The sequence below is a fragment of the Bacillus sp. CH140a_4T genome, from assembly GCF_008923725.1.
Classification (GTDB): domain Bacteria; phylum Bacillota; class Bacilli; order Bacillales; family Bacillaceae_G; genus Bacillus_A.
Genome location: NZ_WBPF01000005.1, coordinates 256,338 through 270,344, shown reverse-complemented (window position 1 = coordinate 270,344; position 14,007 = coordinate 256,338). Strand labels below are relative to the sequence as shown.

16 protein-coding genes and 1 pseudogene are annotated in these 14,007 nt (G+C 33.5%); 12 read left to right on the top strand and 5 right to left on the bottom strand.

The features are described 5' to 3' along the window. The first annotated feature begins 69 nt into the window (after nt 1-69). The 4 genes from F8162_RS02395 (at nt 70) to F8162_RS02380 (ending at nt 2,738) form a co-directional block, all read left to right on the top strand. Nucleotides 70-465 carry a hypothetical protein gene (locus tag F8162_RS02395; RefSeq protein WP_000847587.1) on the top strand — a complete coding sequence of 132 codons (396 nt, stop codon included), beginning with the start codon at nt 70-72 and terminating at the stop codon, nt 463-465. A gap of 125 nt (nt 466-590) precedes the next feature. Continuing rightward, the gene (locus F8162_RS02390) at nt 591-1,088 is read left to right on the top strand and encodes a hypothetical protein (RefSeq protein WP_151635221.1); all 498 of its coding nucleotides are present in this window, start codon (nt 591-593) and stop codon (nt 1,086-1,088) included. A gap of 107 nt (nt 1,089-1,195) precedes the next feature. After that, the gene (locus F8162_RS02385; protein WP_151635223.1) at nt 1,196-2,041 is read left to right on the top strand and encodes an aminopeptidase; all 846 of its coding nucleotides are present in this window, start codon (nt 1,196-1,198) and stop codon (nt 2,039-2,041) included. A 28-nt stretch (nt 2,042-2,069) separates the two neighbouring features. Continuing rightward, the gene (locus tag F8162_RS02380; RefSeq protein WP_151635225.1) at nt 2,070-2,738 is read left to right on the top strand and encodes a YjgB family protein; all 669 of its coding nucleotides are present in this window, start codon (nt 2,070-2,072) and stop codon (nt 2,736-2,738) included. Nucleotides 2,739-2,813: 75 nt separating this feature from the next. Here F8162_RS02380 and F8162_RS02375 read toward each other — a convergent pair whose 3' ends face one another. After that, complete coding sequence (locus F8162_RS02375) at nt 2,814-4,040, bottom strand: MDR family MFS transporter (RefSeq protein WP_151635227.1); 1,227 nt, start codon at nt 4,038-4,040, stop codon at nt 2,814-2,816. A 101-nt stretch (nt 4,041-4,141) separates the two neighbouring features. On the opposite strand from F8162_RS02375, the gene F8162_RS02370 reads away from it, so the two are divergent. The 5 genes from F8162_RS02370 (at nt 4,142) to F8162_RS02350 (ending at nt 9,670) form a co-directional block, all read left to right on the top strand. Beyond that, nucleotides 4,142-5,878, top strand: coding sequence for an SgrR family transcriptional regulator (locus tag F8162_RS02370; protein ID WP_151635229.1), 1,737 nt, complete (start codon nt 4,142-4,144; stop codon nt 5,876-5,878). A gap of 159 nt (nt 5,879-6,037) precedes the next feature. Beyond that, entirely contained in the window at nt 6,038-6,661 is a 624-nt protein-coding gene (locus F8162_RS02365; protein WP_151635231.1) for a YhbD family protein, read from the top strand. Between the two features lie 13 nt (nt 6,662-6,674). After that, on the top strand, nt 6,675-7,385 hold the full coding sequence (locus tag F8162_RS02360; protein WP_151635233.1) for a bactofilin family protein: 711 nt from the start codon (nt 6,675-6,677) through the stop codon (nt 7,383-7,385). An 18-nt stretch (nt 7,386-7,403) separates the two neighbouring features. Then, the gene (locus tag F8162_RS02355; RefSeq protein WP_151635235.1) at nt 7,404-8,111 is read left to right on the top strand and encodes a cytoplasmic protein; all 708 of its coding nucleotides are present in this window, start codon (nt 7,404-7,406) and stop codon (nt 8,109-8,111) included. Between the two features lie 23 nt (nt 8,112-8,134). Beyond that, nucleotides 8,135-9,670 carry an MDR family MFS transporter gene (locus F8162_RS02350; RefSeq protein WP_151635238.1) on the top strand — a complete coding sequence of 512 codons (1,536 nt, stop codon included), beginning with the start codon at nt 8,135-8,137 and terminating at the stop codon, nt 9,668-9,670. A gap of 54 nt (nt 9,671-9,724) precedes the next feature. On the opposite strand, the gene F8162_RS02345 is transcribed toward F8162_RS02350, so the two are convergent. Continuing rightward, nucleotides 9,725-10,045, bottom strand: a complete 321-nt coding sequence (locus F8162_RS02345) for a hypothetical protein (RefSeq protein WP_151635240.1) — start codon at nt 10,043-10,045, stop codon at nt 9,725-9,727. 173 nt (nt 10,046-10,218) lie between these two features. Here F8162_RS02345 and F8162_RS02340 point away from each other — a divergent pair. Both F8162_RS02340 and F8162_RS02335 read left to right on the top strand, forming a co-directional pair. Next, nucleotides 10,219-10,443, top strand: a pseudogene (locus tag F8162_RS02340) (hypothetical protein); the annotation flags it as partial. Between the two features lie 162 nt (nt 10,444-10,605). Next, entirely contained in the window at nt 10,606-11,376 is a 771-nt protein-coding gene (locus F8162_RS02335; RefSeq protein WP_151635242.1) for a GNAT family N-acetyltransferase, read from the top strand. A 119-nt stretch (nt 11,377-11,495) separates the two neighbouring features. Here the strand turns inward: F8162_RS02335 and F8162_RS28625 are convergent, their stop codons facing one another. Together F8162_RS28625 and F8162_RS02330 are read right to left on the bottom strand one after the other, a co-directional pair. Beyond that, a complete protein-coding gene (locus tag F8162_RS28625; protein WP_192797595.1) occupies nt 11,496-11,669 on the bottom strand; it encodes a hypothetical protein in 174 nt (57 codons plus the stop codon). A gap of 248 nt (nt 11,670-11,917) precedes the next feature. After that, a complete protein-coding gene (locus F8162_RS02330; RefSeq protein WP_151635244.1) occupies nt 11,918-12,349 on the bottom strand; it encodes a GNAT family N-acetyltransferase in 432 nt (143 codons plus the stop codon). 213 nt (nt 12,350-12,562) lie between these two features. Between F8162_RS02330 and F8162_RS02325 the strand changes: the two genes are divergently transcribed. Further along, nucleotides 12,563-13,423: a DegV family protein gene (locus tag F8162_RS02325; protein WP_088082017.1), complete on the top strand. Its 861-nt coding sequence runs from the start codon at nt 12,563-12,565 to the stop codon at nt 13,421-13,423. A 33-nt stretch (nt 13,424-13,456) separates the two neighbouring features. On the opposite strand, the gene F8162_RS02320 is transcribed toward F8162_RS02325, so the two are convergent. Further along, nucleotides 13,457-13,891: an Lrp/AsnC family transcriptional regulator gene (locus tag F8162_RS02320; protein ID WP_151635246.1), complete on the bottom strand. Its 435-nt coding sequence runs from the start codon at nt 13,889-13,891 to the stop codon at nt 13,457-13,459. Between the last annotated feature and the right edge of the window lie 116 nt (nt 13,892-14,007).

The following is a 14,007-nucleotide window of genomic DNA, read 5'->3' as shown; positions in this document are numbered from 1 at the left end:
ACTGTTTACATTTGTAAGCAGTCCTTTTTATATGTTATGCTAGTATTATACAATCAGGAGGTGTCAGCATTGAAAACATTTACAGTAAATTTCCATCAAGAAGATAATGCTAAAGCGACAACAGTACATAAATTAAGTGAAGAGGATTTCAACAAAGCAACAGAAAAAGGCACTCGTCATCTATTTGATTTAGATACAAACGTTGGCTTCTTCGTATTCTTTGATGCAGAAGATGCAGAAGGAAACGATCAATACTTAATGTTACAATACGAAGGCGATCATGAAGAGCCAACTGCGTGCTACGGATTTGATTTGAAACTATACTATCAATTTTTAGCACTATACTTAAATGATCTTGAGTTCCAAGGTGAAACAGACGAAGAAGAGGAAGAGTATGGTCCAATTCATCATTTAGCTCATTTACTTTATCATATTGTTGAAGATGGTAAGTCAATCGAAGTGTAAAAATACATATGTAAAGCTGTCCTTTTTGGACAGCTTTTTTCATTTTCTAAAGCAAAATATATAAAACTTTTGCTATAATTTTATATATCTCGATAAATATATGAAATGAATAGGAAGTGAAGTATTTGTTTACGATTGAGAGCTATAAAAATTCGATAATAAATGGACTCGAAGCAAAATCCTCTGATTTGATTGAAAAGTTAAAGGTAACAACAGAGCATAATTATTATAAAGAAATAGATTTATTAGATTTTACTGCTTTTGTTCAGTCATTTGAACTGTCTATCGTTATGTTTTCAATGGATGGGGAAGCGAATGAAGTTTTTTATGAAGGAACTGATAAAGGGATTTTTTCTGGTAGCTATAATGTAATGGACGATGTTACATATTATACGTTCAGTGGTGAAGAATCTGATGAATTTTGGGATTTTTACGAAAAAAATGATGAAAAGTTATCTGAAATTGAAATGAAAGTTATAGTAGAATGGTTTGCGACTTGCTGGAATAAAGCTGGTGGCATGAATGTTACATTACCATCGTACTTTAGTTTTCATGATTATGATGAATGTTACGATTTGCATAATGGTAAATGGATTTCTGATGGTGATAAATGGTTTGATTAAACAGAAAAAGCAACAAAGAAGGCTCATCTTTCTTTGTTGCTTTTTCTACGTTTAAGGAAGGATTGCTGTGTAAATGACGAGAAGGGATATATAAGGAGATGAGAAAAATGATAAATAATACAATTCCAAGTTTTTTAAAATTATGGGAAAGTGACGATTTAGAATTAGAAGTCCTCAATCAATACTTTACTTCGAATACAGAGATATTTGAAGAATACTTTAAGTATCATTGTCCACATACGAGCGAACGTCTTTCGAATGCCATTAAACAATATCCTGCAAAAATAGAAGATATTCGTATCATTGCAGAAACATTACCGACCATTATTCAAGAGATAACGAATGAATATCATTATAAATATAACTTTGATTTAAATATGAAATTTCATTTATTTGTTGGAGGGTTTGGTTCAAATGCATTTGTGGAAAGGGAAATCATTGGAGACATATTTTTTGCGGTAGAAAAATTATCTCCAGATTTGAATCATCTTCGTGTAATTGTTGCTCACGAAATAGGACATATATATCATAATGTTAAGTTACAAAATGATGGAATGGATTGGAGTAAAGCCGAGTGGACTGACGCGGCAGTTAGTTTGTATCGTGAAGGTGTTGCAACATATTTATCAAAACAAATTATGAAAGGTTTAAATGAATCAGTGTATTACTCATATAACGATGATGGTGAACGTTGGTTACAATGCTATATAGAAAATGAAGAACATATAAAGAAACGTTTTTTGGAAGATTATATAGAAGGATGGACGTTAGAAAAAGAGAAAGAGTGGTTCCGGTTATCTGGCGGACAATATTTTGGATACAACCGACTTGGTTATTTTTTAGGAACAGCTTATGTAGAATATGTTGTGCAAGCATTAAGAGAGAGTGAAGCATTTACTTTTTGGAACAAACACGATTTGAAAAGTAGTGTAATGGATTGGTTATCAAGATGAATAAGATTATGATAGGGGGCTGAAATGTATGAAAGTGTATGTAAAGGTAGTTATATTATTACTCTCTTTTACATGCCTATTTTCATTAGCAGCATGTAAAGGGACAGATGAAAAGAAGGAAACAAACCAAACATCAGAAAATAGTAAAAACGAACAGAATAATTCTTCTGAAGACAAGAAGGAGCCTGAAGCAGAATCAAATAATGAAGGATCAACAAAACCAAAGACAGATTCAAGCACGAAAGATACAGTAATAAATCAAAAATCAATTAACCACATTAAAGATTTGTTCGAACTAGCGAAAGAAGGAAAAGTACCTAACGCTCCGTTTGCAGCACATACAGGAGATATTGAAGAAATAGAAAAAGCGTGGGGGAAAGCAGATAAAACGGAACAAGCAGGTAACGGAATGTACGCTACCTTTACAAATAAAAATGTTAGCTTCGGTTTTAATAAAGGCTCACAAGTTTTTGATGTACGCTCCTATCATGCAGAGCTAAAATCAATTACATTACAAGAAATAGAGAAAGCATTAGGAAGAGCAGCTTCAGTTAAAGTAAATGGGGAAGACAAAATATATGTATATAAAGTAAACAATCAGTTTGAGTTAAAATTCATTATTCCAAAATCGACTGGTAAGGTAAATCATATTTCGGTATTTTCGCCAGAAGATAGTATTAATAACATGGCAGGGTAAAAAAGGATATCACAATAGTCTTGAGACTTTTGTGATATCCTTCTTTTTTACTGTTAAAAGGATTAAGAAAGCAGCTTATAAAATATGAGGAATATGCTCCGAAATGTCTTTTTTTAGTTTATTACGCTCTAAATTTCGAACAAAAAGAGCTTGCATAATTCCTCCAGTTATTAAGAAACAAGCGCAAATATAAAATAGCATACTACCATCTAGTTGACTTAATAAAACTGCACCAACTACAGGGCCACACGTTCGAGATATATCCCAATGTAACCCGTAAATCGAAAAATACAATCCACGTTGATCTGGAGGAGCGATTTCTGAAACGAATCGAAGTAAATGGTTTAAAGCGATACTTTGCCCAATGACTAAAAAGAATAATGTGAAGAATAGGGACGTGATTGTTGCTGAAAGCCCGTAGCCAATCGCAGCTATCGTATAGCAAGTGTAAGAAATAAGGATAATTTTCGCCATGGAAAATCGTTCAGACCATTTCACGAGAAAAATTTGCAGAATGATTTCCATAATAGCTTTGCATGTTGAAATAAAAGCGAGTATGAATACGAAATCTGGAAATATATCTTTAGCGAAAATACGATAATTTGTTTCAGTTTGTGCATAAAAAAAGCTAATAGGAAGTGTAGAAATCATAAGTCCCAAAACGGCGTAATGTTTGTGTACAAATTGTTTTGGAGATGATACTTCGAGTTTTTGTGTTGTTTTTGTCATTGCTGGAGCAGTTTCTGGAAGCTGCGTCCAAACAACGACTGCATATACCATCAGTGTAATGCTTTGCATTATAAATAAATATTCAGGGTGAGTACGATAAAAGATAGCGCCAATTATTGGACCAATTACGGAACCAATTGCAGCCGTCGTATGCAAAAGAGCAAAAATTTCTGCTTGTTGTTTTTGTTTTGTTAAATCAGCAATTTGTGCACGTTGAGCGGGAATATATAAGGAACGGCCCACCCCATTTATGACGTATAACATTGCAAATATAAAAACAGATTGAGCAAAGATGAAGCTGCCAATTGCAACGCCTTGTAGCAATAAGCCGAGTAACATAATTTTCTTTCGCCCATATTTATCAGTGACTCCCCCAGCAATAAGTGTAAATACGATGTCTGAAAGAGGTTGTAGACCGAAAATGAGCATGGTTATTATTATATTACCGTTTAACATTTTATTAACGTAAATAATCATTATGAGAGCTAACATAGATTCAGTTGTTCGGGTTAATAATTCGCCGCACAGTCTTATAATAATTGGTTTGTTATAACGTATTAAGAGATTGTTCAATATTAATTCCTCCTTTCTATATTGAAATGATAAGATGAAAGGAGAAATGGAAAAAGGGTAGAAACAAAAGGGGTTATTTTTCACCTTTTAGGGGGATTATGATGTTTATTTTAGATCAATATATTGAACTATGGTGTATCTATGGTAAAGGTAGACGAGAAGGAGAGCAATTAGAAGTAACAGTACAGATGATAGCAGAAACATTATTTTGTACGGAGCGTAATAGTAAATTAATTATAAAAAAATTAGAAGAGTTACATTGGATCACTTGGTTTCCAGGTCGCGGGAGAGGGAATCGTTCTAAATTAATATTTCAAATGCAACCAATGACATTAATTTTAGAGAGAGGAAAAGAACTAACGAAAAAAGGAGATGTGAAAAGTGGAATCTCATTTGTGGAACGCTACAGCTCACGATTTCCTTTAGTAAAGAAAGAGTATGAAGCTTGGATAGATTCATTATTTGGTCATCAAATAGAAAGGACGCCCGAAGGAAGAGAAGATGTCCTTCGTTTGCAAGTACGAATGAATCTAGACATCGCTTTAGATCCGGTTTACGCTACGATGCGATCAGAATGTCATATGGTTAAACATATTTTTGATACACTCGTATATGTAAATGAGGAAACAAATTCTATAGAACCAAGGCTTGTTTTTCACTGGGAATATAGTGATGCTGATAAGGTTTGGACATTTTATTTAAGAAAAGGCGTTTATCTTCATAATGGAAGACGACTTACTGCACAACATGTTATACAGTCATTGAATCGATTTATGAAAGCTGAAAACAACCCACACGCATGGATGTTACAACATGTTGAAAGTGTCCGTGCAGTGGATGAATATGTTGTTGAAATTCGATTACATACTGAAAATATGATGTTTTTACATATGCTTAGCGCAGAACAGTGTTCTATCGTAAATGAAGATGAGGCAGGAAACTTCATTGGTACAGGCCCATTTATATTACGAGAGAAGAATGCACATTTATTTGTACTAGAAGTACATGATTTATATTATCGTGAAAGACCTTTTCTTGACCGAATTGAACTAATGAATGTAGAGCAAAATGTAAATACGTATGACGTGTTAGTCAAGGCGCAGTATAAAGATAAAGAAAAGCCTAATAAAGAGTTATCTCGGCTTGAATCGAACGTAACATACGTAACGTGCAATCTTGTAAAAGAAGGGCCGATGCAAGATGAGCTATTTCGAAAGGTACTATATCAAATTATTCATGGCGATAAAATTGTTCAAGAACTCGGCGGAGAACGTGGAGAAGTGGCAAAGAAACTAATATTAGTAAATGAAAGCATAGTAGAGATTGAGGAAGATATAGATTGTTTAATGAAAAGGAGTACGTATCATAATGAAGTGTTACAACTCTATACATTTACAGGACAAGATCACGTTGAAGATGCACAATGGATACAAAAAGAGTGTGCGAAGTACGGGATTCGTGTAGAAACTAATTTTCTTGAGATAGAAGAGTTATTGGAAATGAGTACGATACAAAAGGCCGATATGATGCATGATAGTGCAACAATTAGCGAGCGAATAGAAGATAGTCTGCTATATATGTTTCTGACAAAAAACAGTTTTATTCATGGGCAAAGCAGCATGGACTTTCATAAAAAGTTGTCCCCTTATTTTAAACAAGAACAATTAGAGAAAAGAGTTACATTGTTACGCGATATTGAGGACACTTTGTTACGTCACATTCATATTATTCCTTTATACCGTAACAAACAACAAGTAACTTCTCACGAAAAAGTACAAAATATAATGATTAATTCACAAGGATGGATTGATTTTTATGAAATATGGTTTACATGTTGATATATAAGGGTTCTTACGCATTTTATAGGATGCGTGAGAACCCTATTTTTTTGTGTGAAACGAGGTTGTTTTGCACATTGTTACGCTTCTTATGATAAAAGTCCATTTACAACGTAACAGTGTTATGTTACATTGTTGTTAGGAAGGAGTGTTATACAGTTGAGTACAGATTTAATTTCAAAAAAAGATTTATTAGAACTAACTGGTATTTCATACGGACAGTTATATAGGTGGAAAAGAAAAAATTTAATACCGGAAGCTTGGTTTGTACGAAAGTCAACATTTACGGGTCAAGAGACATTTTTTCCGAAAGAAAAGATATTAGAGCGTATTGATAAAATCCAAACGATGAAAGAGGATTTATCACTTGATGAACTAGCAAATATGTTTTCACCGAGTGTAAGAGAAATCCTTTTAACAAAGGAAGACCTTTTACGTAAAGAGATTGCATCAGAGCCAGTTTTACAATTCTTCATAGAACAAACGAATAAAACAACAGAGTTTCAATTTGTAGATATTCTTTATGTGTATATGCTTGAAGAATTACTACAATCAGGAGAGATTAGTTTAGAAGAAGGAAAAATGGTCTTACAAGTTTTACGTGAAAATTATGAAGCGATTAAGCATAAAACTTGTGATTTAATCATCGTCCGAAAGTTAGGGATTTCTACTTGTTTCTTAGTTTCAAACGTAGACGATTTAATTTTTGAAAAAGGCACCAAAATTGTTTTACGCGAAGCGATTATGAAATATACCGAAGCATTAAAAACTAAACTGTTGTAGTGGAGGAAAAAGTATGCGTACAGATAATTTGATTATAAATGGTTACGGTTCATCGAATGGCGGCGAGTTTCATAAAGTGCAATTAAACGGAAAAGGGACTGTTACTGGAAATGTTGAATGTGACCAATTTGAATGTAACGGTTACGGTGCCGTTACTGGGAATTTGAAAAGCGGCAATGCAAGAATTAGTGGATCTGGTAAAGTCGAAGGCACAGTACATGCGGAAACGATGCGAATTGATGGGAAAGCAACAATTACGCAAGATGTAAAGGCAAACAGTTTGAAAATTGCAGGAAAAGGTACAATAGGTGGAAATGTCACTGGTGAAGAATTTAAAGTCAATGGTCAAGCAACGATTGATGGGAATTGTGAAGTGGATACTTTTTCTTCAGAAGGACAATTTACAATTGGTGGATTATTAAGTGCCGATGAAATAAATATTAATATTCACGGTACATGTCGAGCGAAAGAAATTGGTGGTCAAACGATTAAAGTAAAACATAGACTAAGTACTTTTAGTAGACTGTTTAAATCGGTATTTGGTATGCAATTAGAGGCTGAACTATTAGAAGGTGACAATATCGATATTGATTATGCTCACATAAAAACGGTAAGAGGAAACAATGTTACAGTAGGAGCGAACTGTGAGATTGAATTGATTGAATATACTGGTGTTCTTACTGTTGATAAAAACGCAAATGTAAAAGAAATGAAGCAGGTTTAATGGGAGGGAGAAAATAATATGGAACATCAACATAGTCTTACTGTCAATGGTTCTGGTAGTTCAGCAGGCGGGGATTATAACAAAGTGAAGATTCGTGGTGAAGGAACGATTTCTAATGATATGAGCTGTAATGAATTTAAAACGTACGGCACGAGTGAAGTACGCGGTAATATGAAAGTGAAAAATTATGTCGTGTATGGAGATAGTGAAGTACAAGGAAATGTAACTGCGGAATATGTAAAAGTATACGGAAATACACAAATGAATAGTGATGCCCATATTGAAAAAACGAAAGTAAGAGGTATGATAGAAGTTAAAGGGAAGTTTACTGGTGATTTCGTAGATGTGAAAGGCGCCTTAAATGTGAAAGGAGATATTGAAGTTGAAGAACTATCACTAACTGGTGGCCTTGAAAGTGATGGATTACTTAATGCTGAAAATATTGATATTTCACTTCGTTATGAAGGAAGTAAAGTGAGAGAGATTGGTGGTAAGAAGATTACCGTTCATAAAAAAGCGAGATTTATTCCATTTTCAAGTCATGCTGGAAGCCTCCAAACGTCTATCATTGAAGGAGATGAGATTTATTTAGAGCATACTATCGCTGAAGTAGTAAGAGGAAACAACGTTACCATTGGTCCAGGTTGTGAAATTAGTGTTGTAGAATATCATACTAGTTTTAACCAAAAAGGTAATGCAGTCGTAAAAGAACATAAACAAATATAAGTAGTACGAGGGAGAGCAAGGTTATGGTTGAGAAGAATAATAAGCTCGGCTTTGTTGTGGCGGGCTTATTGCTAGGTATTTTAATGGCATCAATGGATAATACCATTGTCGTAACAGCGATGGGAACAATCGTTGGTGACTTAGGAGGCCTTGAAAACTTTGTTTGGGTCGTTTCTGCCTATATGGTCGCAGAAATGGCAGGTATGCCGATATTCGGTAAACTATCAGATATGTATGGTAGAAAGAGATTCTTTATTTTCGGTTTAATCGTCTTTATGATTGGTTCGGCACTTTGTGGTACTGCTGAAAATATTACACAGTTAGGTATTTATCGTGCCATTCAAGGTATTGGCGGCGGGGCATTAGTGCCGATCGCGTTTACTATCGTTTTTGATATTTTCCCTCCAGAAAAGCGCGGAAAAATGGGTGGATTATTCGGAGCAGTATTTGGTTTATCAAGTATTTTTGGTCCATTGCTTGGTGCGTATATTACAGATTACATTAGCTGGCATTGGGTATTTTATATTAACTTACCCCTTGGCGTTTTAGCACTTATTTTTATTACATTCTTTTATAAAGAGTCACGAGTTCATAGAAAGCAAAAAATTGACTGGTTTGGTGCAATTACTTTAGTTGGTGCAGTAGTTTCTTTAATGTTTGCTTTAGAGCTTGGTGGACAAAAGTATGATTGGGATTCTAGTTTTATTTTAAGTTTATTTGGTGGATTCGCTATTTTAATTATTGCATTTATATGTATTGAACGTAAAGTAGAGGAACCGATTATTTCATTTGAAATGTTTAAACAACGTTTATTCGGAATGAGTACTATTATTGCTTTATGTTACGGTGCTGCGTTTATGTCGGCAACTGTGTACATACCGTTATTCATTCAAGGTGTATACGGCGGCACTGCAACAAACTCAGGATTATTACTTTTACCGATGATGTTAGGATCAGTCGTAACAGCGCAGTTAGGCGGATTTTTAACTACGAAGCTTAGCTACCGAAACATTATGATTATTTCTGCGGTTATTATGCTAATTGGACTATTCTTATTAAGCACATTAACGCCAGAAACAAGTCGTGCATTATTAACAGTGTATATGATTATTATCGGATTTGGAGTTGGATTCTCATTCTCTGTACTAAGTATGGCAGCTATTCACAACTTCGGTATGGAACAGCGAGGATCTGCGACTTCAACAAGTAACTTCATTCGTTCGTTAGGAATGACACTAGGTATTACAATCTTCGGAATGATCCAAAGAACAGGTTTCCAAGATCAATTAGAAGAAGCTTTTAAAGGTATGAGCGGAGGAATGAATACAAACGCTTTAGGAGATTCAAGAGCTATTCTATCAGAATCGGCAAGATCTAAAATCCCGCCGCAAATATTAGATAAAATTATTGATGCTCTTTCTAGCTCAATTGTCCAAACATTTATGTGGGCATTGGTACCAGCTGGTTTAGCATTCATATTTATTTTCTTTATGGGAAATGAGCGCATGGTAATTAAGAAACAACAAACAAATAAAAAGAGCGAAACATCAAAAGCGTAATGAAAAAGCTCCTTTCCAATTGGAAGGGAGCTTTTTCGTATGTACGGATTGAGATTAGCCTTCGATGATTTCGTATTCTTCGTCTGCTAATAATAATATTTGTGTTTTCTTACCTTTGTTTTGTACTTCGATTACATCGTAAGCACCTAAGTCTCTTACTTTGCTTTGAGAAACGTTAACCATCACTTCAATAGAATCAATTAAGATATCTTCTTCAATGTATGATTCAGGCAATGCCATATCTTCCGTATCTAATACACATGCGTATAGATTTTGTAAGTTTTCAGCAGTTGGGTTTTGTTCTTCAACATCAATAATGTTTTTTACTGTTTCCATATTTTCTTCTGTTGCTTGGTATACTTTAATTTTAGCCATTGTTTTAATCTCCTTTATAACGTAATCGTAGAGGCTACACTTCATTATAACGTTTTTTTCATGAAAGATGAAATTGTTATATGTGTTTATAGGGGAATTTATGTGTTATTACTCATTTTTAATGTGCTGAGTAGGTACTATATTCATACGTTAAAGTTATATTATCCAAGTTTTTCACATCGAGTGGATACCTCAACATCTCGAACTGCTTGAAAATCGAGAGTGGAGCTGGTAATACTGAGATAGAAGAGATGAAAAAGATGATATTGAATGACGATAATACGTACACATCAGTTGTTCAAGTGACTAAAGTATATAAAAACGGAGGAACGGAATCATTTGTTTATAAGAATGAGTTATTACTTATTTCTTTAAATGAGCCCTCAAACGAGTATTGAGGGGTACTACATAATAGAAGATAATAATCTGTTACTATTCATTAGATGTTATAATACTTTTATATTTATGAATAATATAAAAGTATATGGAGTTTAGTATACATTTGCTTATATGTAGAAAAAAGTAGAAGTACATTGATTCTAACGAAAGAAGGAATGTGAATGATATATGAAGCGAATATACATACAAGAGAAAAATTAGTTACAATGTTCGAAGATTTCAATAACGTTGTTTTACTTTCTTATTTACAAGGACATATGGGTACTGCTTGGGTAAATGATCTTGAAAATCCAACAGTAGCGCAAGTTACGGTAGGGATCTTTACATTTTACGCTGGTGATTCGAATGCGAAAGAAACTGAAGAATTAGTGCGTAACATTCCTGATAGAATGTTAGTAATCGTAAATAGTGAAGATTGGAAAAAGCGTTTAGAAACATGTTACGAAAGAAAAATAGATAAGTTTTTACGCTATAAATTCAAACGGATTGTGGAAGTTTTTAATCGTTCAAAATTGCAATCTTTTATATCAGCGCTTCCAAAAGGATACGAGTTACGAAGAATAGATGAACATATCGTAAATATCCCTACACTACATAAGGTCTCTGAAGATTTTATAAGTCAATTTCAATCAGTAGAAGATTATTTAAACCGAGGTATAGGGTATAGTATTTTGTACAACGGAGAAGTTGTATGCGGTGCATCATCATATAGCATTTATGATAATGGGATTGAAATTGAGGTGGCGACTGATCAAAATCATAGAAGAAAAGGATTGGCAACTTTAGTTAGCGCGGCTTTAATTTTGGACTGTCTAGACAAAGGGATATACCCAAACTGGGATGCAGCAAATACTACATCTGCTAAACTAGCTGAAAAGCTAGGATATGTTTTTGATAAGGCGTATGATACTTATTTTGTGGATAATAGATGAAATTATTTTTAAATAAAAGAGCAGCTAGCAAAAGCTAACTGCTCTTCTCCAAGGGGGAATGGAGAAATACATTCATGTTATTTACATTATTAACGGAACAGTGATTTTTAATCAAGCAACTATAATAATTTAGAAAAAATATCTTTATTTAATCCTGAGGCTCCGATTAAGAGTACTGATAGAAAAACGATTGAAAATATACTTTTTTTAGGTTTATTAAATTCTAGGTAAATGTTAATAATGGCACCAATTGCAACAGCAATAAAGATAAAAAGTCTTACTACATCTAGCATGAATAACGCTCCTTTTAATTACTTTATTGTATTATATAGGAATTTCCCTTCTGACTAGTTTGTTGGAATACGATTTAAGGTAATTTTAAACAAATTAATCAATTACAAAAAAGTAATGCTAGGAGAGAAAGGAAACATATGTAGTAACTGTACCTCTTCTAGAAGCTGATGGTGACCAAATAAAGTACGGTTATTATCTGAGTAGAAGAAGTAATTAATATTTTTATATACGTTCTCTTTAGTCGCACTTACAGCTTACATAATAAAACATGCTTATCATAATGATCTAAACACCAATTATATTTTTTTAGAATAATTGGATGAACCGCTTCTTTCGTAGTATCGACCTCAGTATAGCCATATTTATTATAAAAGTTTTCTAATTCCTCAAAAGGAAGACAATATACATGTTGTACTTGTAATTTCTTCGCAGTTTCTACTAAAAATGAAACAAGTTCCTCAGCTAAGTGTAAACCTCTAAATTTAGGAAGAATAAAAATCCCGCCCATCTCTAAAGTATCTACATCTATTTTAACTAATCGACCAACACCTGCATAAGCATTCTCGTATGTAATGATTGCCACCATATCTCGATTTAAATCACTTCGTACAAATCCTATAGCGTCATATTGTTTATTAACCCATTCTAAATCATTAGAGGTGGCTAGTTGAATACTCATTTGTATCACTCCTTTGGAAAATTCGATATATTTTTATTATACAGAATGTAAAGCGGTTAAATTTAGATGATTTTAATAACAGTTCAAGTTTTGAAGAATAGTGCATACAATATAAAGTCTTTTCCTTTCTTCATTTAAGTTTTACGTATATAATTTAAAAGTACTATTTTTATTTTATATTTTTTATATTTATAACAGAATAGAGGTTTAAAAATGGGTGTTAAAATCATTACGGATAGTGCGGCGGATTTACCGGTAGAATTGCTGCAAGCATATGATATTGATTTAATTCCACTCCGTGTTTATGATGAAGCAGAAACAGAGTATTTAGATGGAGTTACATTAGAATCAGTTACATTATTGCAAAATATGAGAGAAGGCGCTGTTTATAGAACATCATTGCCTTCACTTGAAACTTTCCAAGAAAAATTTGTTTCTTATGCAAAAGAAGGTAATCCTTGTATATATTTAGCTTTTTCATCTGAACTGTCTGGTACATATCAATCGTCAGTAGTTATTAAAGAAGAAGTAAAAGAAACATATGCTGATTTAGATTTAGAAATTATCGATACGAAATGTGCTTCGCTTGGTCAAGGGCTTGTTGTATTAGAAGCTGCTAAGATGGCAAAAGACGGTGCATCAAAAGAAGATATTTTAAAACGTGTTGATTTTCTAATGAATCATATAGAACATATCTTCACAGTAGCTGACTTACAGTACTTAGTGAGAGGTGGGCGTTTAAGTAAAGTAGCTGGTTTTATCGGTGGTTTACTAAACATTAAGCCGATCTTAAACGTGGAAGAAGGAAAACTTGTACCACTTGAAAAGGTAAGAGGAAAAAAGAAAGTACTAAGCCGAATTGTAGATATTATGGAAGAGCGCGGAAAAGACCTTAAAGGTCAAACAATCGCTATGACTCATGGCGATGACTTAGAAACAGCTGAAGCGTTAAAAGCATTAATTACAGAAAGATTTGGCTGTGAAGTATTTATCGTAAATACAATTGGAGCGGCAATCGGAGCTCATACAGGACCTGGTGCGTTAACATTGTTCTTCTTAAATGAGGTAGAGTAAAGGATTGATCTTTTGATCAATCCTTTTTTCTTATTAATCAGTAATAATCGGTCGATATGGTATTGGTGAAGATAAAATCATTGAAGTTTTGACTGTTCCAAATGGTATAACAAAATCAATTAATTCCTCTAATTCCTTCATAGAGTGAACCGCAACTTTTAAGTAATAGCTACTTTCACCTGTTACTCGATGACATTCGAGTATTCTATATTCTTCGTAGATTTTCTCCTCAAATTTTTTACAAGGAATCTTTAGATTTTCAATTCTTAAAAATGATTGAATTGATTTTCCAACTGCATCTAATGATATCCGTGCGGTATATTTTTCAATTATTCCAGTATCTTGTAATCTCTTTAGTCTCTCGGTAACACTAGGGCGGCTGAGGTGTAAGTGTTCGGTCATTTCTGTAATTGTCATTCTGGCATCTTCTTGTAGTAATAGCGTTATTTTCTTATCAATTTCATCCATGAATTATGCTACTTTGCAAAATTGAAAGTAAATTTCTTAAACAAATACATAATAGAAAGCCTTATGTAAAAATACATACACTTTTGTATATTGAATAGACTGATAACTTTCTATAA